This window comes from Stenotrophomonas sp. AG209 (assembly GCF_003550055.1).
GTDB lineage: Bacteria > Pseudomonadota > Gammaproteobacteria > Xanthomonadales > Xanthomonadaceae > Stenotrophomonas.
Map to the genome: position 1 here is coordinate 110,281 of NZ_QXDB01000003.1, position 22,689 is coordinate 132,969.

20 protein-coding genes and 1 riboswitch are annotated in these 22,689 nt (G+C 66.6%); of the genes, 9 read left to right on the forward strand and 11 right to left on the reverse strand.

Annotation, left to right across the window (positions count from 1 at the left end; translation table 11 throughout):
* The first annotated feature begins 324 nt into the window (after window positions 1-324).
* On the forward strand, window positions 325-1,278 hold the full coding sequence (locus DFO63_RS15635; RefSeq protein WP_119007320.1) for a DUF1028 domain-containing protein: 954 nt from the start codon (window positions 325-327) through the stop codon (window positions 1,276-1,278).
* Between the two features lie 97 nt (window positions 1,279-1,375).
* On the opposite strand, the gene DFO63_RS15640 is transcribed toward DFO63_RS15635, so the two are convergent.
* Entirely contained in the window at window positions 1,376-3,268 is a 1,893-nt protein-coding gene (locus tag DFO63_RS15640) for a patatin-like phospholipase family protein (protein WP_101764740.1), read from the reverse strand.
* 188 nt (window positions 3,269-3,456) lie between these two features.
* Between DFO63_RS15640 and DFO63_RS15645 the strand changes: the two genes are divergently transcribed.
* The 4 genes from DFO63_RS15645 (at window position 3,457) to pncA (ending at window position 7,879) form a co-directional block, all read left to right on the forward strand.
* Entirely contained in the window at window positions 3,457-4,512 is a 1,056-nt protein-coding gene (locus DFO63_RS15645) for a bifunctional nicotinamide-nucleotide adenylyltransferase/Nudix hydroxylase (protein WP_101764739.1), read from the forward strand.
* A gap of 63 nt (window positions 4,513-4,575) precedes the next feature.
* Window positions 4,576-5,985: a nicotinate phosphoribosyltransferase gene (locus tag DFO63_RS15650; protein WP_101764738.1), complete on the forward strand. Its 1,410-nt coding sequence runs from the start codon at window positions 4,576-4,578 to the stop codon at window positions 5,983-5,985.
* Window positions 5,986-6,134: 149 nt separating this feature from the next.
* Window positions 6,135-6,350: riboswitch (cobalamin riboswitch) on the forward strand.
* Window positions 6,351-6,525: 175 nt separating this feature from the next.
* Complete coding sequence (locus DFO63_RS15655; protein WP_042358411.1) at window positions 6,526-7,197, forward strand: epoxyqueuosine reductase QueH; 672 nt, start codon at window positions 6,526-6,528, stop codon at window positions 7,195-7,197.
* 55 nt (window positions 7,198-7,252) lie between these two features.
* On the forward strand, window positions 7,253-7,879 hold the full coding sequence (gene pncA / locus DFO63_RS15660) for a bifunctional nicotinamidase/pyrazinamidase (protein ID WP_101764736.1): 627 nt from the start codon (window positions 7,253-7,255) through the stop codon (window positions 7,877-7,879).
* Between the two features lie 286 nt (window positions 7,880-8,165).
* On the opposite strand, the gene purU is transcribed toward pncA, so the two are convergent.
* The gene (purU, locus tag DFO63_RS15665; protein ID WP_101764735.1) at window positions 8,166-9,017 is read right to left on the reverse strand and encodes a formyltetrahydrofolate deformylase; all 852 of its coding nucleotides are present in this window, start codon (window positions 9,015-9,017) and stop codon (window positions 8,166-8,168) included.
* A gap of 114 nt (window positions 9,018-9,131) precedes the next feature.
* Between purU and DFO63_RS15670 the strand changes: the two genes are divergently transcribed.
* Window positions 9,132-10,043, forward strand: coding sequence for a LysR family transcriptional regulator (locus DFO63_RS15670; protein WP_101764734.1), 912 nt, complete (start codon window positions 9,132-9,134; stop codon window positions 10,041-10,043).
* 26 nt (window positions 10,044-10,069) lie between these two features.
* On the opposite strand, the gene DFO63_RS22030 is transcribed toward DFO63_RS15670, so the two are convergent.
* The 5 genes from DFO63_RS22030 to DFO63_RS15690 all read right to left on the reverse strand — a co-directional run bounded on the left by DFO63_RS22030 (window position 10,070) and on the right by DFO63_RS15690 (window position 14,104).
* Window positions 10,070-10,825, reverse strand: a complete 756-nt coding sequence (locus DFO63_RS22030; protein WP_147416463.1) for a hypothetical protein — start codon at window positions 10,823-10,825, stop codon at window positions 10,070-10,072.
* 100 nt (window positions 10,826-10,925) lie between these two features.
* Window positions 10,926-11,426, reverse strand: a complete 501-nt coding sequence (locus DFO63_RS15675) for a hypothetical protein (protein ID WP_101764733.1) — start codon at window positions 11,424-11,426, stop codon at window positions 10,926-10,928.
* 193 nt (window positions 11,427-11,619) lie between these two features.
* Complete coding sequence (locus DFO63_RS15680) at window positions 11,620-12,720, reverse strand: NADH:flavin oxidoreductase/NADH oxidase (RefSeq protein ID WP_101764732.1); 1,101 nt, start codon at window positions 12,718-12,720, stop codon at window positions 11,620-11,622.
* A gap of 119 nt (window positions 12,721-12,839) precedes the next feature.
* Window positions 12,840-13,646 (reverse strand): NAD-dependent protein deacetylase, encoded by an 807-nt coding sequence (locus DFO63_RS15685; RefSeq protein ID WP_101764731.1) that lies wholly within the window; start codon window positions 13,644-13,646, stop codon window positions 12,840-12,842.
* A 56-nt stretch (window positions 13,647-13,702) separates the two neighbouring features.
* Window positions 13,703-14,104 (reverse strand): acyl-CoA thioesterase, encoded by a 402-nt coding sequence (locus DFO63_RS15690; protein WP_004153688.1) that lies wholly within the window; start codon window positions 14,102-14,104, stop codon window positions 13,703-13,705.
* Window positions 14,105-14,194: 90 nt separating this feature from the next.
* Between DFO63_RS15690 and DFO63_RS15695 the strand changes: the two genes are divergently transcribed.
* Window positions 14,195-14,830 (forward strand): LysE family translocator, encoded by a 636-nt coding sequence (locus tag DFO63_RS15695; RefSeq protein ID WP_119007321.1) that lies wholly within the window; start codon window positions 14,195-14,197, stop codon window positions 14,828-14,830.
* 94 nt (window positions 14,831-14,924) lie between these two features.
* Here the strand turns inward: DFO63_RS15695 and DFO63_RS15700 are convergent, their stop codons facing one another.
* Window positions 14,925-15,944 (reverse strand): ribonucleotide-diphosphate reductase subunit beta, encoded by a 1,020-nt coding sequence (locus DFO63_RS15700; RefSeq protein ID WP_008264781.1) that lies wholly within the window; start codon window positions 15,942-15,944, stop codon window positions 14,925-14,927.
* Between the two features lie 118 nt (window positions 15,945-16,062).
* On the reverse strand, window positions 16,063-18,465 hold the full coding sequence (locus tag DFO63_RS15705; protein ID WP_075675636.1) for a ribonucleoside-diphosphate reductase subunit alpha: 2,403 nt from the start codon (window positions 18,463-18,465) through the stop codon (window positions 16,063-16,065).
* 528 nt (window positions 18,466-18,993) lie between these two features.
* Here DFO63_RS15705 and DFO63_RS15710 point away from each other — a divergent pair.
* A complete protein-coding gene (locus tag DFO63_RS15710; protein ID WP_119007322.1) occupies window positions 18,994-19,830 on the forward strand; it encodes a DUF2884 family protein in 837 nt (278 codons plus the stop codon).
* A gap of 58 nt (window positions 19,831-19,888) precedes the next feature.
* On the opposite strand, the gene zapE is transcribed toward DFO63_RS15710, so the two are convergent.
* Both zapE and DFO63_RS15720 read right to left on the reverse strand, forming a co-directional pair.
* Entirely contained in the window at window positions 19,889-20,989 is a 1,101-nt protein-coding gene (gene zapE, locus DFO63_RS15715; RefSeq protein ID WP_119007323.1) for a cell division protein ZapE, read from the reverse strand.
* Window positions 20,986-21,657: a CocE/NonD family hydrolase gene (locus DFO63_RS15720; protein ID WP_101764724.1), complete on the reverse strand. Its 672-nt coding sequence runs from the start codon at window positions 21,655-21,657 to the stop codon at window positions 20,986-20,988. The genes zapE and DFO63_RS15720 overlap by 4 nt, the downstream gene beginning before the upstream one ends.
* A gap of 43 nt (window positions 21,658-21,700) precedes the next feature.
* On the opposite strand from DFO63_RS15720, the gene DFO63_RS15725 reads away from it, so the two are divergent.
* Window positions 21,701-22,558 (forward strand): EamA family transporter, encoded by an 858-nt coding sequence (locus tag DFO63_RS15725; RefSeq protein ID WP_101764723.1) that lies wholly within the window; start codon window positions 21,701-21,703, stop codon window positions 22,556-22,558.
* Window positions 22,559-22,689 lie beyond the last annotated feature (131 nt).

The following is a 22,689-nucleotide window of genomic DNA, read 5'->3' on the forward strand; positions in this document are numbered from 1 at the left end:
GGATCCGGTTGCGGGGGACGCTGCAAGTACGTCCATGTAAGCTCGGTCGCCGCATCCATGCGGCTCACGCCCCCGCAACCGGACCCACCCCGCCTTCGACAGTTTCCCGCTGCTGTTGGTGGGTGCTGACCGTTGGTCGGCACGCTGCTGTTGGTGGGTGTCGACCTTGGTCGACACGGTAGATCCATGCCATGCGTGGATGTTCTTCGATGAAGGTTCGAAATATTCGATTTCGATGGGATTCCATCCACGCATGGCGTGGATCTACTAAACCTTTCGTGCGTAGGCTGCATCCCATTGCAATGCCTGCCCACGGAGTTGGCCATGTTCCTGCTGCGTTCCTGCCTGGTCCTGCTGCTCGCTGCCTGCGCTGCGCCGGCGTGGGCGACGTTCTCCATTGCCGCCTGCAACGAGGCCGGCGACTGCGGGGTGGCGGTGGGCACGCACAACCTGGCGGTCGGGGGCGTGGGTGTGCCGTGGGCACAGGCGAAGGTGGGCGCGGTCGCCAGCCAGTTCGAGACCAACCCGACCTATGGGTCGAAGGGTCTGGAGTTGATGGCCAAAGGCCGCACGCCTGCCCAGGTGCTGAAGCAGCTGCTCGATGAAGACGGCAACTTCGATGGCACCACGCTTGCCGAGCGCCAGGTGGGGCTGGTCAGCGCGCGCGGCGGCAATGCGCAGTACACCGGCGCTACCGCGCAGCAGGCGGATTGGGCAGGTGCGCAGGGCGAAGGCATGCTGAGCGTGCAGGGCAATGGCCTGGCTGGGCCGCAGGTGCTGGCCTCGATGCAGCGCGCCTTCGCCGCAACACACGGTGAATTGGCGGCGCGCCTGCTGGCGGCGCTGGAAGCTGGCCAAGACGCGGGAGGCCAGCGCAGCGGGCAGTGGTCGGCGGCGCTACTGGTGCGCACGCCAGGAGGCGACTGGCAGGACACCGACCTGCGCGTGGACGCCGACCCACGCGCGGTCGCGAGGCTGCGCGAGCTGTACGACATGCGCCTGTCCAACGAGGCGATCATCCAGGCCGAGCAGCGTTGGGAGAACGGCGATGTGGCAGGTGCGCGCACTGCGCTGGCGACCTCGTTGTCACTGGCCCATGGCTGGGACCGCACCTGGGCGCGCGCTGCGCGCCTGGCCATGCGGCAAGGTGATATCGCGCTGGCCCGCGAATACCTGGCCGGCCTGCGTGCGCTCAATCCGGGCTGGGTGAAGCAGGAGCTGGCATTGCCCTTGTATGCGCCATTGCAGGGTGATGCGGTGGTGGCGCCGTGGCGATGAGGCACCGCAGGGGGTCGCATCCGTTTTCCTGCGGAAAACGGATCTGACCCCCATTCGAGATGCATCCATGCATGGCGTGGATCTACCGAGGACCGGCTCAGTAGATCGGCGTCACCTTCATCTGCGGCAACGGGCGCGGTGCACCGTCGGTGAGGTCGGGGCCGAGGTCCTCCCAGGTGCGTCCCTGCTCGACCATCAAGCCCCACAGCTGCTGCGAGGCCAACCGCTTGTCTTCCGAACCCAGCTTGTATGACGGTGGCGTCGGTTCACCGCGGGCAACCATCGCGTATGCCGCGCGATAAGCCAGCACCTGCTGTGCCGGGTCATCGGTGCGCGCCACTTCCAGCGTGTAACGCTGGTAGGCCGAGGCCAGGTTGCGCCAGCGGATCCAGTAGTGGTTCTCGAACGAGAACGAACAGAAGCGCGCACCGGCCAGGCTGCCCTTGTCGGCGATGCGGGTCAGCACCTCCTGCGGCATGTCCAGGTTCATGCCGCCTTCGTCGCCCTGCAGGCTGACGTGCACGATACGGTCGCGGTAGCCCGGCGCACGCGCCTGCAGCAGGTCGCGCCAGTTCTGCATGGTCGCCACCACCGCGAACAGGAAGCGGCCCAGCTCCGCAGCGGCCAACGGCGTGGCGATCGACTGGTAGGTGCGCTGCCAGCCGTGGCGGTTTTCGGTGGGCAGGAACACGGCATGTTCCAGCGCCTGGCGGCCACTGCTGCCGTGGCTCACATCTTCGGCATGCTGCGGGTAGACCAGATTGATGGCGAACGTCGGCCAGCGCGGCAGGGCGGCGTCGAACAGGTGGATCGGGAAGTTGCTGCTGATGCCACCATCGGAGAACCAGCAGATGCGGAACGCGGTGATCACCGGGCCACAGGTCTGGCCGGCACTGGTCAGCCCTTCCATGCTGTCGGCCACGTTGTGCTCCTGGTCGGCCGCAGGCGCGGTCGGTTCACAGCGGCGTTCGCGGCGCGAGGGCTCATGCAGCGGCACCGCGCTGATCAGCAGCGGGAAGCTCAGGCTCATGCGCGTGGCCACCAGCACCGGCAGCTTCGGGCCCTGTGGCAGGTGGTAGTACTGCCGTCCTTCCACCTCCAGCGGCGGGCCGGCCTGCTTCACCAGCCACTGCACCACGCTGGCGGGGAACAGCTGCTCGAACTCCTCGCGCAGGAACCAGAACTGCGCGCCACCCAGCGGCAGCGTGCGCGGCTCGTTGTGCGACACGCAGGTGGTGATCATCTGCAGGCTGATCGCATGCGGGCTGTCCGGCTCACCGGCGTAGCGCGGCGCGTCGTGCAGGTCGGCGAAGGTGAGCGGTGCATCCAGCGGCTTGCCGGACAGCTGCTGCAGGCATTCATGCAGCCACTCGGTCAATGCCGGCGTGCGTGCATCGCGGCCGAGGCCGCTGCACAGGCCCAGCAGGTTGCGCCGCGCCACCCGTGCCACACGCAGCGCGGCACCGGCCACACCCGCACCGTACGCACACAGCAGTGAGGGCAGCAGCGTGGCGGCCACGCCGCTCCAGCCACCGCCCCACCAGCCGAGGCCGAGCAGCAGCGCCAGCGACACCAGCACTTCCAGCGGCGCGATCTCGAATACCGCGACGGCCAGGCACAGCAGTTTGTGCGGCAGGCCGGCATTGCCGGTCAGCACCACCAGCAGCCGGTAGGCCGCGCGCGCGCCCCGTGCCGGCTGGAACAGGCTGTAGATGAAGCCGCGCCGCGACAGCTGCGCCGACACCGCCGACAACCCGCCGTAGCCGGCATCGCCGGGCAGATGTTCGCCCGCCTGCTGGCGGCGATCACCGCATGCCGCCGCGGCCGCCACGGCTGCGGCGATGGCGCCCGCCGAAGTGCCGCCGATGCTCTTGAAGCGATACTCGCGCGCCAGCGCCAATACCGCATTGGGGTACACGATGCCGCTGGTGATGCCGCCTTTCATGACCAGATCGCAGTACTTGTCCGCCACTGTCTTGCCCCCGAGCATGCCGTCCGCCGCGTGGGTGCCAGTATGGCGCAGAGGCTTCTCAGGGCCTGAGAACAGCAGCGCAGTCCCGGCAGGAATCTTCGGTGTTCAGCGGAAGGCATGCCTGCAGGCTTGACCCGCCCCGCCATCGGCGTAGCATCTGCAGCAAGCCAAGGGACAGACCCGCGGCTGCCACAACGACATGAGGGATTCTCATGGAATTCGACTATCTCGTCTTCATCGGGCGATTCGAGCCCTTCCACAACGGCCACGCCGCCGTTGCCCGCCTGGCCCTGAGCCGGGCCCGCAAGCTGATCTTCCTGGTCGGCTCTGCCGATATCCCCCGCAGCCTCCGCAATCCCTGGACCGTGGCCGAACGCGCCGTGATGATCCAGGCTGCCCTCGATGGCCACACCGACCGCCTGCTGATCCGGCCCCTGCGCGACCACCTGTACAACGAAGCGCAGTGGATTGCCAACGTACAACGCCAGGTGGCCGAAGCCCTGCGCAACGATGGCGCCGCTGCCGATGCCAAGGTGGGCCTGATCGGCATGGACAAGGATGCCTCCAGCTACTATCTGCGGGAATTCCCACAATGGCCGCTGGTGGACGTGCAGCACACCGCCACCCTGTCGGCCACCGAGCTGCGGCGCTACCTGTTCGAGGCCGGCGACGTCGACTTCCACGGTGCGCTGCTGATGCTGCGTGGCAATGTGCCGGCGCCGGTGTACGACATGCTCGAAGCGTTCCGCAAAAGCGCGCCTGCCTATGGCCAGCTGGTGGCCGAGTACCGCTTCATCGAACAGTACAAGGCCGCCTGGAAGGATGCGCCGTACGCGCCCACCTTCGTCACCACCGATGCGGTGGTCGTGCATTCGGGCCACGTGCTGCTGGTGCGGCGCCGTTCGGAACCCGGCAAGGGGCTGTGGGCGCTGCCCGGCGGCTTCGTCGGCCAGGAGCAGAGCCTGCTCGACAGCTGCCTGCGCGAACTGCGCGAGGAAACCCGGCTGAAGATTCCGCTACCGGTGTTGAAGGGGTCGTTGAAGGGCCAGCAGGTGTTCGACCACCCCGACCGCAGCCAGCGTGGTCGCACCATCACCCACGGCTTCCACTTCGAGTTTCCGGCCGGTGACCTGCCGCCGGTGCGCGGCGGCGACGATGCCGACAAGGCGCGCTGGATACCGGTGAGTGAAGCACTGGACATGGGCCCGCAGCTGTTCGAAGACCACCTGCACATCCTGGAGTATTTCCTCGGCCGCGGCTGACCGGCCCGGCTTCCCACTGGCGGATAGACCGCCGGTGTCACTCGACGCGAAGGAGCTTCCGTCATGCACTACCTCGATAATCTTCTCCTCAACACCGACAGCTACAAGGCCAGCCATTGGCTGCAGTACCCGCCGGGTACCGATGCCACGTTCTTCTACGTGGAATCACGTGGCGGCCTGCACGATCGCACGGTGTTCTTCGGCCTGCAGGCGATCCTCAAGGACGCCCTGGCACGGCCGGTCACCCACGCCGACATCGACGACGCTGCTGCGGTATTCGCCGCCCATGGCGAACCGTTCAACGAGGCCGGCTGGCGCGATATCGTCGACCGGCTTGGCGGCCACCTGCCGGTGCGCATCCGCGCCGTGCCGGAGGGCAGCGTGGTGCCCACCCACCAGGCACTGATGACCATTGAATCGACCGATCCGGCCGCGTTCTGGGTGCCCTCGTACCTGGAAACGCTGCTGCTGCGCGTGTGGTACCCGGTCACCGTGGCCACCATCAGCTGGCATGCACGGCAGACCATTGCCGCGTTCCTGCAGCAGACCAGCGACGACCCGCAGGGGCAGCTGCCGTTCAAACTGCACGACTTCGGCGCGCGCGGCGTCTCGAGCCTGGAATCGGCCGCGCTGGGCGGTGCCGCGCACCTGGTCAACTTCCTCGGCACCGATACCGTCTCGGCCCTGTGCCTGGCGCGCGCGCACTATCACGCGCCGATGGCCGGCCATTCGATTCCCGCCGCCGAGCACAGCACCATCACCAGCTGGGGCCGCGAGCGCGAGGTGGACGCCTACCGCAACATGCTGCGCCAGTTCGGCAAGCCCGGTGCGATCGTAGCGGTGGTGTCGGACAGCTACGACATCTACCGCGCGATCAGCGAGCACTGGGGCACCACCCTGCGCGATGAAGTGATTGCCTCGGGCGCGACCCTGGTCATCCGCCCCGATTCGGGTGACCCGGTGGAGGTGGTGGCCGAAAGCCTGCGCCGGCTGGATGAAGCCTTCGGCCACACCCTCAACAGCAAGGGCTACCGCGTGCTCAACCACGTGCGGGTGATCCAGGGCGATGGCATCAACCCGGACACGATCCGAGCGATCCTGCAGCGCATCACCGACGACGGCTACGCCGCCGACAACGTGGCCTTCGGCATGGGCGGTGCGCTGCTGCAGCGGCTGGACCGCGATACCCAGAAGTTCGCGCTGAAGTGTTCGGCCGCACGGGTGGACGGCGAGTGGATCGATGTCTACAAGGACCCGATCACCGACGCCGGCAAGACCAGCAAGCGCGGCCGCATGCGCCTGCTGCGGCGCCTGGATGACGGCAGCCTGCACACGGTGGCATTGCCTTCCAGCGGTGACGACACGCTGCCAACCGGCTTCGAGGACGCGATGGTGACCGTGTGGGAGAACGGCCGGTTGCTGCACGACCAGCGGCTGGATGAGATCCGCGCGCGGGCGGCGGCGGGGCATTGAAGGTGCATCCCGACCGGGGTCAGAGCCCGCTGCGTGGCAGCGGGATCCGACCCCTTCCTTCCGCTGGGGTCGGATCCCGTTGCAGCGCAACGGGCTCTGACCCCGATGCCCCTTGACCCTGGCCAGCAACGCGTCCACCGTGGGCACGCCGAAGGTATCCCTGCCGTAGTTGTCATCGCGGCAGGGATTTAAACGGGAATCCGGTGAAGGCGCTTCGCGCGCCCATTCCGGAGCTGCCCCGCAGCGGTGAATGGAAACGAATCCTGCCAACAGCACTGGGCTCACGCCTGGGAAGCGGCGGGTAGTAGGTGGGCTGCGGCCCGTGTCCATCAGCCCGAATACCGGCCCCGGCCGGGGGACACGACCGTCCCCTGACTCGACCTGGAATCTCCGCGGGGAGGTTGCCGGGGCCGCCGTCGTCCTGCGCGTGCAGGCGGTGTGGCCGCGCGCGTCCTGTTCACGGTATCCAGCCAGACCCGTTCACCCACGCGCTGATGCATGGGCCACCGCCGTTGCCGGCGGTCCATGCGGTACCTGACGATGACCGAGCTCCAACGCCCCACCCTGACCCTGCCCGCCGACGGCAAGCGCCTGCTGCTGCATTCGTGCTGCGCGCCCTGTTCCGGCGAAGTGATGGAGGCGATCACCGCCTCCGGGATCGACTACGCGATCTTCTTCTACAACCCCAACATCCATCCGGTGAAGGAATACGAGCTGCGCAAGCAGGAGAACATCCGCTTCGCCGAACAGCACGACATCCCGTTCATCGACTGCGACTACGACACCGACAACTGGTTCAGCCGTGCGCGCGGCATGGAGAACGAGCCCGAGCGCGGCATCCGCTGCACGATGTGCTTCGACATGCGCTTCGAACGCACCGCGCTGTACGCGCACGAGCACGGTTACGACACCATCAGTTCGTCGCTGGGCATCTCGCGCTGGAAGAACATGGCGCAGATCAACGACTGCGGCATTCGCGCCGCGTCGCGCTATGAAGGCCTGCAGTACTGGGACTACAACTGGCGCAAGGGCGGCGGTGCCAGCCGCATGATCGAGATCAGCAAGCGCGAGCAGTTCTACCAGCAGGAATACTGCGGCTGCGTGTACTCGCTGCGCGATGCCAACCGCCACCGCCGCGAGAACGGGCGCGAACGGATCAAGATCGGCCTGCTGTACTACGGGCAGGACGCTGAGGCGCCGCAGGGCGATTGACGTGCAGGCATGGGGCGGCCACGCTGGTCGCCCCTTCTGTTGTACCGGACCTGCCATGACCGCCCTGCCCGCCGATGTCGCCCTGCTGGTGATCGACCTGCAGCCGGACTTCATGCCCGGCGGTGCGCTGGCCTGCGACCAGGGCGATGCGCTGGTGGCACCGATTGCCGACCTGCTGGCACAGCGTCGCTACCGCACCGTGGTGGCGACCCAGGACTGGCACCCGGCCGACCATGCCTCGTTTGCCAGCCAGCACCCTGGCCAGCGCCCGTTTGAGACCATCCTGCTGCATGCACAGCCACAGACCTTGTGGCCCGACCACTGCGTGCAGGGCAGCGCCGGTGCCGCGCTGCACCCGGGCGTGGACTGGACGGTGGCCGACGTGATCCTGCGCAAGGGCACGCGCCAACAGGTGGATTCGTACAGCGCCTTCCGCGAGAACCACGGCCCCGATGGCGAGCGCCCGGCCACCGGCCTGGCCGGCTGGCTGCACGAGCGGCGCATCCGCGAAGTGCACGTGTGCGGCCTGGCCCGTGACTACTGCGTGCTGTGGAGCGCGCAGGACGCGGTGAAGTCCGGCTTCCGGGTGAAGTTCCTGTGGGACCTGACCCGGCCGGTGACCGAAGCCAACGACGCGATGGTGCGCGAAGCGCTGGGCAAGGCGGGGATCGCGATCGCCTGAGGCGTGACCGCCGGGCATGGCCCGGCGCTACCGCGCACGTCGCTTATGCCGCTTGCGCGCTCCTGCCCACGACAACACAATCGATTCATCCAGCCCCCAAACTACGCCCCCTACAGATCGCGGGACGGCCGAACCGGGGGCTTTTCATTGGATGAAATCAGGATTCGGTAGTGCCGGCCACTGGCCGGCAACCTCGGGATCTCTGCAGTTGCCGGCCAGCGGCCGGCACTACCGGATAGCACCCGTGGTAGCGCCGGGCCATGCCCGGCGGACGCGGGATGGGCGATTACCGGAACACCACCGTTCGGTGCCCGTTGAGCAGGATGCGGTGCTCCACATGGCGGCGAACCGCGCGTGCCAGCACCAGCGATTCGGTATCGCTGCCCAGCCGCACCAGCTCGCGCGGTGCCATCGCGTGGTCCACGCGGGCCACGTCCTGTTCGATGATCGGGCCTTCGTCCAGATCCTCGGTAACGTAATGCGCGGTGGCGCCGATGATCTTGACCCCGCGCGCGTGCGCCTGGTGGTACGGCTGCGCGCCCTTGAAGCTGGGCAGGAAGCTGTGGTGGATGTTGATCGCACGGCCGGCCAGCGCGCGGCACAGCGTGGGTGACAGGATCTGCATGTAACGCGCCAGTACCACCAGATCGATGCGCTCGCGCTCGACCAGGTCGATGATCTGTTGTTCCTGCACCGCACGCGTATCGGCGGTCACCGGCAGGTGGTGGAACGGTACCTGGTAGGACGCGGCCAATGGCGCGAAGTCGGCGTGGTTGGACGCCACTGCCGCGATGTCGACCTTCAGCTGCCCGCTGTGGGCACGGAACAGCAGATCGTTGAGGCAGTGCCCCTGCTTGCTGACCAACACCAGAAGGCGTGCGCGACGGCGGCCATCATGCAGCTGCCAGTCCATGCCGAAGCCTTCGGCAAGCGTGGCCATGGCGGCATGCACAGTCTCCAGCGGCAGGCCGGCGTCACGGTCGAAATGCACGCGCAGGAAGAAGCGACCGCTTTCCTCGTCGCCGAACTGCTGGGCGTCGAGGATGTTGCAGCCGCGGTCGAACAGCAGGCCGGACACGCGATAGACGATGCCGGTACGGTCGGGGCAGGACAGGGTGAGGATGGAATCGGGGCGCATCGCCCGAGTGTAGGGCAGCGCCCTGCCCGATGGATCGATGGTCACCGATGCAACCGACCTGCTTGGTTCAGTCCCAAGCGATACTTGGGACTCCCCGTGGCAAGCTGGTCGGTCATGAACCTGTTGCAACTGATCCGCAGCTTCACCCGCACCGCAGAGACCGGCAGCATTGCCGCCGCGGCCCGCATCCTTGGCATCAGCGCCACCGCAGTCGGCCAGAACATCAACCGGCTGGAAGCGCATCTGGGCGTACGGCTGCTGAACCGAAGTACGCGCCAGCTGGCCCTCAGCGAGGCCGGCGCGCTGTACCTGGCGCAGGTGCGCCACATCGAAGCCGACCTGGCGCGTGCGCAGGCGATGGTCACTGCCGGTGACATCGAGCCGGCCGGGCCGCTGCGCATCGCCAGCAGCAGCGCCTTCGGTCGCCACGTGCTTGCCCCCTTGCTGCCTTCACTGCAGAAACGCTATCCGCAACTGCAGCTGGAGCTGCGCCTGACCGACCGCGCCGTGCAGCATGGCCCGGAAGCGGTGGATGCCAGCATCCGCATCGGGGCGCAGCTGGAGGATGGCGTGGTCGCGCGGCAGCTGGCGCGCGTGCCGTTCGTGTTCTGTGCCTCGCCAACCTACCTGAAGGCCCATGGCACGCCGCAGGAACCCTCGGAACTGGGCAGCCATCGCGGGCTGCTGCACCGCTTCCCCACCGATGGCCGGCCGCTGCGCTGGGGCCTGCTGAAGGAGGGCCAGCGCGTGGACGCCGCGCTGCCGCCGAGCATGGTCTGCGATGACATCGATGCGCTGGCGTCGCTGGCGGCGGCCGGTGCCGGCATCACCCGGCTGGCCGCGTTCGTGGCCGAGCCGTACCTGCGCGATGGCCGCCTGACGCCGGTGTTCGGCGCCGACACGGCGTGGCGCCCGGAGCCGATGGAGGTCTATTTCTGCGTCAGCGACCGCCGCGACTTCACCGCCAAGATCCGCGCGCTGTTCGAGCATCTGCAGGCTGGCATCGCGCCGGCCTGGCGGGTGTGACGGGGAAGAGCGGAGGGCCTTCGCGGTCAGAAACTCTCCTTCAGGCTCATCAGGTGAGCACTGGCCTCTGCCCATCCTGTCAGGGTGCGCAGGCGCTGCCCATTCCTGAAAACATGGAATACCGGAGTTTCATGGACATCCAGTTCTTTCCAGCCCGCGGGCCCCGCTTGGAGCAACATGGGATGAGAGGGATTGCTTCTGTTCCACTCGCTGACACCCGGCTGCGGCCATGCAGGAGATCGACGCACGACAAAGCGCACGCTGGATCGAATCCATGTCCATTCTGGTTCGTTCATGATCACGTGCATCGCGCGTCGCGAGGGAGCGCATGCCGGACTGACATAGGCGACCACCTCCAATCCCTCCCTGTACGTCCACCCCCGCCATTCCAGCTTTCCACTCGCAAGAGGGTGGAGAACGCCCTGCTGGCCAGGCGCGTTCCGCTCTATCTCGGGAAGTTCATCTACACGCAATGACGCCATCTCACGCAGCGCATTGGCCTCAGCAAAATGTCGAACCTGCACCAGAACCGCGTGCATTTTCCGGTGCGTTGTCTCTGTGGCAATACCTCTCCGCCCCAGTTCTGCATGAATGCATCGGACCTTGCCAAGCCATTTCTCGTCTCCAACGTACATTGAGATGTAGAAGCTGGCGCGGAACGCGGCCTCAAGATCCAGATTGCTCAAACTGCCGCAACCATCCCCTGATGATCTGGAAGACTCCCATGACGAATAGCCATCCACCAGCTTCTCGACTCGGTCTGAAGCGCCAGCGGCCAACATCTCCCGGTCCATTTCACGCAGTTGAGCGTCTACTGGAGTTGCTGCCCACGTACTTGTGGGCAGCAGCAAACACCAAAGCAGCATGCGACCAATCATGCGATCAGCAACTCGACATGCAGATGCTGCTCATGGAGGTTGAACAGGTCGCACGCCCTGAACAGGCGTAGCCCGGATAATCTTCGAATACCGGGTTTGGATTGGCCGACTGCACGACCACATGATCCGCTTCCGACTCCTGCCGCAATCCCGGGATGTGCACAATTGCGCGCTGTGCCCCGAAGAGTGACAGGAGCCGATAGGCTTCACCTGCACTCAGTTCGGAGACGATGGGCTCGTAGCTGAAGCTGGCCAGTCCCCGATCTCCAAACACCAGCGAATCGACAAACTGCTTGCGCGCAAGGGGTGAAAGCAACATCAGTGGGGATTCGGGAGAGAGCTCGATCATGTGAAGATCAAGCCGCCCCCGCGAGTTCACAGGGGCGTGCATGAGCGAGACATTCTCCGCCCCGGTGACACTCGCCACGTCATCACCTGCGACGGCAGGCATTGATAGAGGCAGTGAGAAAGCCGAGAGCAGAACAACCAGCATCATGGGTTTCATTGCGTTTCTCCATTGGCTGCACAACCGTGTGTGCAGCTCAACGTTGCAATGTCCGCACCCAGCGCAATGAGGTGTCATTCACATAAAGTGGTATCCGCAATCATTCCTAGTTCGTTGCGACAGGCTATGCCGCAACTCGCCGCCGCGTAGATCCCCTGCATCCTGAAGCGTCACAATGCGCTCGCAGATTGCGTCAGCGCGCCTTGAACACGCCGCGCGCATCGCGTGGCTCACAGCGCAGGTACTGGGGCGCAGCGTCCACGCTGTCGCGCAATGCTGCGGCAGCGTGCCACGGCCAACGCGGGTCGTAGAGGATGCCGCGCGCCAGGGCCACGGCATCGGCGTGGCGGTGGCGCAGAATCGACTCGGCCTGTTCCGGTTCGGTGATCATGCCCACCGCGATCACCGGCATGCGCACCTTGGCCTTGATCGCCGCGGCGAACGGCACCTGGTAACCGGGGCCGACGGTGATCTTCTGGCGCTCGTCCAGGCCGCCGCTGGAGACATGCAGGAAATTGCAGCCGCGCGCGTCCAGCACCTGTGCCAGCGCCTCGCTCTGCACCAGGTCCCAGCCACCCTCGACCCAGTCGCTGGCGGAAATGCGCACGCCCACGGCGACCTTGTCGGACACCGCCGCACGCACCGCATCGAACACCTCCACCAGCAGGCGCAAGCGGTTCGGCAGCGAGCCACCGTAGCCGTCGGTGCGGCGGTTGCTCAGCGGCGACAGGAACTGGTGCAGCAGGTAACCGTGCGCGGCATGCAGCTCGATCAGCTCGAAGCCCAGGCGCTCGGCACGCACCGCACTGGCGGCGAAGGCGGCGATGACCTCGGCAATGCCGGCCTCGTCCAGTTCCTGCGGTGCCGGGTCTGCCGCATGGAACGGCAGCGGCGACGGCGCCACGGTGGCCCAGCCACGCGCATCGTCGGCCGGCAGCTGGCCACCGCCGTCCCACGGACGGTTCACCGAGGCCTTGCGGCCGGCATGGCCCAGCTGGATGCCCAGCGGCATCGGCGACCAGCGGCGGACGCTGGTCAGCACCTGCGCCAGCGCGGCCTCGGTACCGTCGTCCCACAGGCCCAGGTCGGCCCAGCTGATGCGGCCGCGCGGTTCGACCGCGGTGGCTTCCAGGATCAGCAGGCCGGCGCCGGACTGCGCCAGGTTGCCCAGGTGCATGGCGTGCCAGTCGCTGGCGCGGCCGTCTTCGGCGGAGTACTGGCACATCGGCGCGATCACGATGCGGTTGGACAGGGTCAGGGGGCCGAACGAGATCGGCGAAAACAGCTGGGTCACGGCGATGCGGGGGACAGGCGGATGGAGGGTGCGTATTGCACCGCTGCGCGGCTCCCGGATCAACCGCCTGGATGGATCGCTGTTTCGTGCGATCTACTTCAGCCGGGCGTGGGCTCGGCTCAACACGAAGCCCATCCAGCCAGCGCTTCAGCGCAATCCCGCTCGTCCTTGAACTGCAGCAGGTCGTCGGCGCGGGTGCGGCCACGGTTCAATGCCGCCACCGGCAACCCTGCCCTGGCCGCGGCCTGCACGAAGCGGAAGCCGGAATAGACCATCAGCGACGAGCCCACCACCAGCACGGCGTCGGCCTGCTGCAGGTGATCGTGCACCGCGGCCACGCGTTCGCGCGGCACGTTTTCGCCGAAGAACACCACATCCGGCTTCAACAGGCCGCCGCAGCAGGCGCAATCGGGCACCACGAACGTGGAGAAATCGGTCTCCAGGTCGGCATCGCCATCGGGGGCGATACCGGCCTCCAGCGCATCCCAGCCGGGATTGGCGTCCAGCAGCCGCTGCTGGAACTCCTCGCGGCCGCTGCGGCGCTCGCAGCCCATGCAGCGCACCCGATCCAGGCGGCCATGCAGGTCGATCACATTGTGGCTGCCGGCACGCTGGTGCAGGCCGTCCACGTTCTGGGTCAGCAGGACCTGCAGCGTGCCGCGGCGTTCCAGCGCGGCCAGCGCCTGGTGGGTGCCGTTGGGCCGGGCCAGGCCGAAGCGTGGCCAGCCGAGCAGGCTGCGCGCCCAGTAGCGCTGGCGGGTGGCCGCCTCGCCCATGAAGGCCTGGTAGGTCACCGGCGGCGTGCGTTTCCACTGGCCGTCGGTATCCCGGTAATCGGGAATGCCCGAGGCGGTGCTGCAACCGGCGCCGGTCAGCACGAACAGGCGCTGGGCGCGGTCGATGAAGTCGGTCAGCAGCGGGGTCATGGCTGCCACATGGGGGCGCGCAAGCGCCCCTGCAAGCGCCGGTTCAGCCGACGGGCTCAGGCCGCCGGCAGCGGCGGCACCGCGATCGGGTGGCCTTCCTCGTCCAGCGCGATCATCACGAAGTGGCCGCGGGTGCACAGCTTGCGCTCGCCGCTGTGCAGGTCTTCGGCGACCAGTTCGACCTCGACCTTCATCGAGCTGCGGCCGACTTCGACGATGCGGCCGATGGTTTCCACCATCTGGCCGATGCGGATCGGCAGCTTGAAGTCGACCTGGTCGCTGCGCGCGGTCACCACGGTGCGGCGCGAATAGCGGGCGGCGGCCAGGAAGGCGGCCTTGTCCATCCATGCCAGCGCCTGGCCACCGAACAGGGTGCCCAGGTGGTTGGTGTGGTTGGGGAAGACGATTTCGGCCATGCGCACTTCGGTGGGCGGCACGGTCTCGGGGATCGGGGTCATGGGGGTGCTTCGGTGTGGGGTCCGGCAATTTTAAGCCAGGCCCCGTGCAGGCGGCGCTACACTGCGCCACGCCCACAGCCTGGACCGCCCATGCCCGCACCTTCCGACCTTCTGGCCTTTGCGCTGGTTTCGCTGGCGATGGTGCTCACGCCCGGGCCGAACATGATCTACGTCATCTCGCGCTCGATCTGCCAAGGGCCGGTCGCGGGGCTGATCTCGCTGGGCGGGGTGGCGCTGGGCTTCGTGTTCTACATGCTGTGTGCGGCGCTGGGCATCACCGCCCTGCTGATGACCGTACCGTTTGCCTACGACGCGCTGCGCATCGGTGGCGCGCTGTACCTGCTGTACCTGGCCTGGCAGGCACTGAAGCCCGGCGGCCGTTCGCCGTTCGCGGTGCGTGACCTGCCGCAGGACAGCCCGCGCAAACTGTTCACGATGGGCTTCCTGACCAATCTGCTGAACCCGAAAGTGGCGGTGATGTACCTGTCACTGCTGCCGCAGTTCCTGCATCCGGACGGCGAAGGCAGCGTGCTGATGCAGTCGATCGTACTGGGTTCCACCCAGATCGCGGTGAGTGTGACCGTGAACGGCATCATCGCGCTGACCGCTGGCAGCATCGCCGGCTTCCTGGCCGCGCGCCCGACCTGGCAGGTGGTGCAGCGCTGGCTGATGGGCACGGTACTGGCCGGGCTGGCGGTGCGCATGGCGGTGGAAGGGCGGCGCTGACACTTTGTAGAGTCGAGCATGGCTCGACGCTACAGAAACGAAAAACCCCGGCGTTGGCCGGGGTTGTTCGTTGCGACAGAGCTGACCGGTTCGATCAGAAGTTCATGTCGAAGGCGACTTCGCCCTGCACGCCGACCTGGTAGGCCGAGACGCGGCGTTCGAAGAAGTTGGTCAGCTCCTGCACGTCCTGCAGTTCCATGAACGGCAGCGGGTTGCGCACGTTGTACTTCTTTTCCATGCCCAGCTTGGCGAAATGCTGGTCGGCGCAGTGCTGCAGGTACTGGCGCATGTCGCGGGTCGAGATGCCGGCCACGCCGCCGGACAGCACGTCCTCGGCGAACTGCACTTCGCATTCAATGGCTTCGGCCAGCATGTCGTAGACCTGCTGCTTCATCTCGTCGTCGAACAGGTCCGGCTCTTCCTCACGCACCACGCGCACCGACTCGAACGCGAACTCCATGTGCGCGCTCTCGTCGCGGAACACCCAGTTGGTGCCCGAAGCCAGGCCCGGCAGCAGGCCGCGCGAACGGAAGTAGTACACGTAGGCGAAGGCGGCGAAGAAGAACAGGCCTTCGATGCATGCAGCGAAGCAGATCTGGTTGAGCAGGAACTGGCGACGCTCGGCGCGGGTCTCGATGCGCTTCAGGTCCTGGATCGAGTCGATCCACTTGAAGCAGAAATCGGCCTTCTTCTTGATCGAGTCGATGTTCTCCACCGCGGCGAACGCTTTGACGCGCTCTTCCGGATCCGGCAGGTAGTTGTCGAGCAAAGTCAGGTAGAACTGCACGTGCAGCGCTTCTTCATACAGCTGGCGCGACAGGTACATGCGCGCTTCCGGCGCGTTCAAGTGCTGGTACAGGTTCAGCACCAGGTTGTTGGACACGATCGAGTCGCCGGTGGCGAAGAACGCGACCAGGCGGTGAATCAGGTGGCGCTCACCCGGCGACATCTTGCTGTGCAGGTCGGTGATGTCGATCTGGAAGTTGATCTCTTCCACCGTCCAGGTGTTCTTGATCGCATTCCGGTACATGTCATAGAACTGCGGGTAGCGCATCGGGCGCAGGGTCAGTTCAAAACCGGGATCGAGCAGCATCTGCTTGGGCTTGTCGGCCATGGGTGTTTCCTTGAATTCCTGGGTGAGACGCCGGGCATGGCCCGGCGCTACCGTGGGTGATGATCGTTGGCCGGGGTTGCCGGCCAGCGGCCGGCACTACCGCGCGGCGGTGCCGCTCTTACTGGCAGGCCTCACAGGCTTCCGGATTTTCCAGCGAGCAGGCGATGGCTTCGTCCGGGCTGAACACCTTGGCCGGGGCCGCAGCGCTGACCGTGGTCTTGGCGATCTTGGTGGCCGGGCGCGAACGCAGGTAGTAGGTGGTCTTGATGCCCTGCTTCCAGGCGTACATGTACATGGAGGACATCGCACCGATGTTCGGGCTTTCCATGAACAGGTTGAGCGAGGCCGACTGGTCGATGAAGGCGCCACGCTCGGCGGCCATGTCGATCAGCGAACGCATCGGCAGTTCCCACGCAGTGCGGTAGACCTCGCGCAGCGTTTCCGGAATCTGTGCCACGCCGGCGATGGAGCCTTCGGCCAGCTTGATGGCATCGCGCATTTCCGGCGTCCACAGGCCCAGCTTCTTCAGCTCGTTGACCAGGTAGCGGTTGACCTGCAGGAAGTCACCGGACAGGGTCTCGCGCTTGAACAGGTTGGACACCTGCGGCTCGACGCACTCGTAGCAGCCGGCGATCGAAGCGATGGTCGCGGTCGGGGCAATCGCGATCATCAGCGAGTTGCGCAGGCCGTGTTCCTTGATGCGGGCACGCAGGGCATCCCAGCGCTCGGCGTCTTCCGGCACCACGTTCCAGGCGTCGAACTGCAGTTCGCCACCGGCGGCGCGGGTGTCGTTGAACGACGGGTGCTTGCCACGTTCCTGGGCCAGCTCGCAGGAGGTTTCCAGCGCGTGGAAGTAGATCGCTTCGGCGATCTTCTTCGACAGGGCGCGGGCTTCGGCGCTGTCGAACGGCAGGCGCTTGCGGAAGAACACGTCCTGCAGGCCCATGCAGCCCAGGCCGACCGGACGCCAGCGCAGGTTGGCACGGCGGGCGGTTTCGATCGGGTAGAAGTTCAGGTCGATGACGCGGTCGAGCTGGCGCACGGCCAGGCGCACGGTCTCGGCCAGCTTCTCGAAGTCGAACTCGTTGTGCTCGTCGAAGTGGTTGCCCAGGTTGATCGAACCCAGGTTGCACACCGCGGTTTCATCGTTGGACGTGACTTCCAGGATTTCCGTGCACAGGTTCGACAGGTGGATCACGTTGCCGGCGCGCAGGGTCTGGTTGCTGGCGCGGTTGCACTTGTCCTTGAAGGTCATCCAGCCGTTGCCGGTCTCGGCCAGCGTACGCATCATGCGGGCATACAGCTTGCGCGCGGAGATGGTGCGGTTGGCCTTGCCCTGGGCTTCGGCCTGCAGGTAGGCCTGCTCGAAGGCTTCGCCGAACAGGTCGGTGAACTCCGGCACGACGCGCGGATCGAACAGCGACCATTCCTGGTCGGCCTCGACGCGCTTCATGAACAGGTCCGGCACCCAGTTGGCCAGGTTCAGGTTGTGCGCACGGCGGGCTTCGTCACCGGTGTTGTCGCGCAGTTCGAGGAAGTCCTCGATGTCGGCGTGCCAGGTTTCCAGGTACACACAGGCCGCGCCCTTGCGCTTGCCGCCCTGGTTCACCGCGGCCACCGACGAATCCATGGTCTTCAGCCACGGCACGATGCCGTTGGAGTGGCCGTTGGTCGACTTGATCAGCGAACCACGCGAACGCACGCGGGTGTAGCTGACGCCGATGCCGCCGGAGAACTTCGACAGCTGGGCAATGTCGCCGTACTTGGAATAGATCGACTCCAGCGAGTCCTGCGGCGAGTCCAGCAGGAAGCACGAGGACAGCTGCTCGTGGGTGGTGCCGGAATTGAACAGGGTCGGGCTGGACGGCAGGTAGTCCAGGTTGCCCATGCGCTTGTACAGCGCCAGGGTCTCGGACACGTCCTCGCTCAGCGCGCTGGCGATGCGCAGGAAGAACTGCTGCGGGGTCTCGATCACCTTGCGGGTGTGCGGGTGGCGCAGCAGGTAACGGTCGTACAGGGTGCGCAGGCCGAAGTAATCGAAGTTCAGGTCCAGCGCGCCGTCGATGGCGTCGTTGAGCTTGCGTGCATTGGTCTGCACGAAGTTCAGCAGGCGGTCGTTGATCAGGCCGACTTCATGGCCACGGCTGACCGACTGCGAGAAGGCGTAGATTTCCTGGCCCGAGACTTCCTTGGCGATGTAGTTGGCCAGCAGGCGCGCAGCCAGGCGGCCGTACTCGGGCTCTTCACCGATCAGCAGGGCGGCGGTGCGGATGGACAGTTCGTCCAGCTCGCGGGTGGTGGCACCGTTGTACAGGCCGGAAATGGTACGGGTGGCCACGCGCATCGGATCGACGGCGTGCAGGCCTTCGGAGGAACGCTGCACCGCACGCACGATCTTGTTCAGGTCCACCAGCTCGGTGGTCCCATTGCGCTTGGTCACACTCATCGCGTTGGCCGTCGGCGGCGACGTCAACAGGAATTCGCTTTCCTTCTCGATGGTGGCGCTGGATTCGGTGCTCACGGCGTGTGTCCTCTTGGCGTGATTGGGGGTGCTCGATGCATCGGGTGACGCAGCCCGGGACATGACAGCCCAGGATGGCAGGACGGCGTCGCAGGGGATGAGACCCTGCGCCTGCCACTGCCGTTGACGATCGCGGATGGGTACCCCGGGCACCCCCTGGAATTGGGGTTGCTGCGACCGACGGCCACAAGATAGTGGGGGTAATGGGGTCCGTCAACGCCAAATGTAGTGAAATTCGGCAATCCCTTGCGCCGCAAGGATCGTGCCATCGGCGCCCGGATCAGACGCTTCAGACCTGCCGGAACGGGCTGCGCAGTCAAGCCCGAAAGCGTCATTGCGGTGGTACAACGCACCGCGGAAACGGAACAATGACAGCTTCACATGACAGTGATGAAACTGGCTAGGGACAACCCTGTGGATAGGTGGTGGGCAGCCGGTGGGAATCCGGTGGACGGGTGACTTCCGGCCGGTGACGCCCGCGCGCTGGCGGCGGATGCTGGCCGCTCGCTCCCGGAAAAGGATGCTCCGATGCACCTGCGGTTGCCCGCGCTGGCCCTGCTGCCTGCCCTGTTCATTGCCCCGGCGCTGGCCGCCGAGGGGCCGGACCTGCGTTCGGACCAGTGCGGCATCCATACCGACTACGACGTGCTGGTGGACAGCGGCGGCATCTGGCTGCGGCATGGTCCACAGGCTCCGCATGAAGTGGTGTTCCACGACGGCGAGCTGAGCCTGGACGGCGCGATGGTGACGGTCAGTGCCGCCGACGCCGCACGCCTGCGGCAGATGGAGGCCGGTGCGCGCCAGCTGATGCCAGCGGTCACCGCACTGGCCCATGAAGTCTCCGGGGTCACCTTCGATGCGCTGGACGCCGCCTTCGAGGCCATCACCGGCAAGTCCCGCAACCGCCAAATGCGTGCGATGCGCGGCGAGATGCAGACCTGGATCGACGCCAGCCTGGGCCGAGGCTACTGGGAACAGGAGAACTTCGGCGATGGCTTCGACGCGCATATCGACCAGATGGCCGAGACGATGGCGGCGTCAATGACCCGCAGCGTGCTGTGGCAGGTGTTCACCGGCCGCGCCGGCGCCATGGAACGCCGTGCCGACCGCCTCGATGCCGAAGTCGACCGCCGCATGGAAGCGCGCAGCCAGCAGCTGGAAGCCAAGGCGATGGCGCTGTGCCCGCTGGTGCAGTCATTGGCAGCGGCCCACGACGCGCTGGAAGTGCGCTACCGGGGCCAGCCATTGCGGCTGCTGGAGCGCGGCGAGAGCATACGGGTGGAACACGGCAACGGCTCTGGCCTGCATGTATCGGCCGGGCCGGATGAGCGGCCGCGTGGCAACACCGTGGCGCCGACACCGTAGACGCCTGCCCTGGTAGTGCCGGCCGCTGGCCGGCAACGCATTCACCTGGAAACCACCCTCACGCCCGGTGCGGGGTACCCAGGTATTCGGCGCTCTGCATCTCGATCAGGCGCGAGGCGGTGCGCTCGAACGCGCCCTGCAGGCGGGTGCCGGTGTACAGCTCGATCGGGGAGGTACTGGCGGTGCAGACCAGGTTGACGTGGCGGTCGTACAGTTCGTCGATCAGGTTGACGAAGCGGCGCGCGGCATCTTCGTTCAGGCGATCGAACGCAGGGATACCGCCCATCAGCACGGTGTTGAACTCGTGCGCGATCTCGATGTAATCCGACGGGCCACGCGGGCCTTCGCACAACGCGGCGAAATCGAACCAGGCAATGCTCTTGCCACGGCCGCGCACCGGGATCTTGCGGCCCTCGATCTCGATGTTGCCGGGCTTGGCCGGCTGGCCGCCGCTCAGTTCGTTCCAGCGCGTGGCCAGCCACTCATCGCTGTCGGCCGCCAGCGGTGCGCGGTACACCGGCGAGCGGGTCAGCGCGCGCATCCGGTAATCCTCGGTGCCCTCGGCGTACAGCTCGACGCAGAAGCGCTGCAGCAGGCCGATGGCCGGCAGGAAGCTCTCGCGCTGCAGGCCGTTGAGGTACAGGTTCTCCACCGCGGTGTTGGAGGTGGTGACCAGGGTCACGCCTTCAGCGAACAGACGTTCGAGCAGCCGTGCCAGCAGCATCGCATCGCCGATGTCGGTGACGAAGAACTCGTCCAGCACCAGCACGCGCAGGTTGCTGCGCCACTCCTGGGCGATCTTCGCCAGCGGGTCGCTCTGCCCCTGGTGCTCGCGCAGGCGCTCGTGGACGCTGCGCATGAAGCGGTGGAAATGCGTGCGGTACTTCTGCTTGATCGGCAGGCCGTCGTAGAACAGGTCGACCAGGAAGGTCTTGCCACGGCCGACGCCACCCCAGAAGTACAGGCCCTTCACCGGCTCGGGCTTCTTCCAGAACGAGGACAGGCGGTCCAGCCAGCCGTCCTCGGCGCTGTCCAGCAGGCCCAGATGGATCCGGTCCAGCTCGGCCAGCGCCGCGTGCTGGGCCGGGTCGTTCTGCCAGTCGCCACGGGCAACCCCTTCAGCGTACCGCTGCGACGGGGTCAGCTCGGTTGCACTCATGCCGCCGCGCCCAGCCAGTGCTTGACGCCGTGGGTCAGCGCGCCACGCAGGTCGATCAGCTTGCGGTGGAAGAAGTGGCTGGTCTCGGGCATGCGCACCAGCTCATGCGGGACGTCCAGCGTGTCAAGCCACTGGTAGACGGCCTGCGGGTCGACGATCTCGTCCTGCTCGCCCTGGATCACCAGCCAGCGGGCCGGCGGCGCGATGCCATCGAAATCCCAGCGACCGGCCGGCGGCGCGATCGAGATCAGCGCTTCCGGCTGCAGCGCGGCAGCCGCCTTCAACGAAACGAACGCGCCGAAGCTGAAACCGGCCAGCCACAGGCGGTCGTCGGGGCGTTGGCTCTGCACCCAGGCGGCGACGGCCTTCAGGTCATCCTGCTCGCCCACGCCGCCATCGAAGGTGCCGGCCGAACCGCCAACGCTGCGGAAGTTGAAGCGCACCGTGGTGATGCCCAGCTCGCGCAGGGTGGTGGCGGTCATGGTGACCACCTTGTTGTGCAGGGTGCCACCCTCGGTGGACAACGGATGGCAGACGATGGCCACGATCGGCTGCACCGGCACATCGGCCTTGGGCAGGTCGACGACCACTTCCAGCGGGCCGGCCGGGCCGTCCAGTTCAAGGCAGGCGGTTTCGCCGGGGGCGACGGGGAACGAGGGCTTGTGCATGGCACCATGATACCGTCCCCCGCCCCTGCCCTGTGCCCGCCCCATGCTCTACCTGTCCTTGGCCGTGATCTGCAGCGTGCTGGTTTCGGTGTTGTTGAAGGTCGCTGGACGCCGCCAGCTGGATGTTGCGCAGATGGTCACCTGGAACTATCTGGTGGCGGCAACGCTCACCGCCGTGGTGCTGCAGCCGCCGCTAGATGCGCTGCGCGCGCCGCATGCCCCGTGGCTGTCGCTGCTGGCACTGGCGGTGGTGCTGCCATCAATCTTCCTGGTGCTGGGCCGCGCGGTGGCGGTGGCCGGCATCGTCCGCAGCGACGTGGCACAGCGCTTGTCGCTGCTGCTGTCATTGGCCGCCGCGTTCCTGTTCTTCGGCCAGACCGCCACGCCATGGAAGCTGGCCGGGCTCGGCCTGGGCCTGCTGGCGATGGTGGCAATCAGCCTGCGTCCACGCGGCCCGGCGGTGGCGTCTTCGCCCGGTGGCTGGGGATGGTTGCTGGGCGTATGGGCCGGGTTCGCGGTGGTGGACGTGCTGCTCAAGCAGGTCGCGCTGTCCGGCACGCCCTCGATGGCGGCGGTGCTGGCCAGCTTCAGCGTCGCCTTCGTGCTGATGCTGGCATTGCAGCTGTGGCGGCACGCCAGTGGCCGCAGCCGGTTGGCCTGGCGCAACCTGGGCGCGGGCGCGCTGCTGGGCCTGCTCAACGGCGGCAACATTCTTTTCTATGTGCACGCGCACCAGGCGATGCCGGAGAGCCCGGCCACCGTGTTCGCCGGCATGAACATCGGCGTGGTGGTGCTGGGCGCGCTGGTGGGCGTGTTCGCCTTCGGCGAGGCCACCACGAAGTGGAACCGCGCCGGACTGGCGCTGGCGGTGCTGGCGATCGGGTTGATCGCCTGGGGGTGAGCGCTGGTTGCGGCGGACCATTTCCGCGCCCGCGGTGGGATGTCACTTTTCTTTTCGCGCGAAAAGAAAAGTAACCAAAAGAAACGCGCCGCCAGCCGCGAGCCGGTGCTGTGCACCGGTACCCTGCGCTT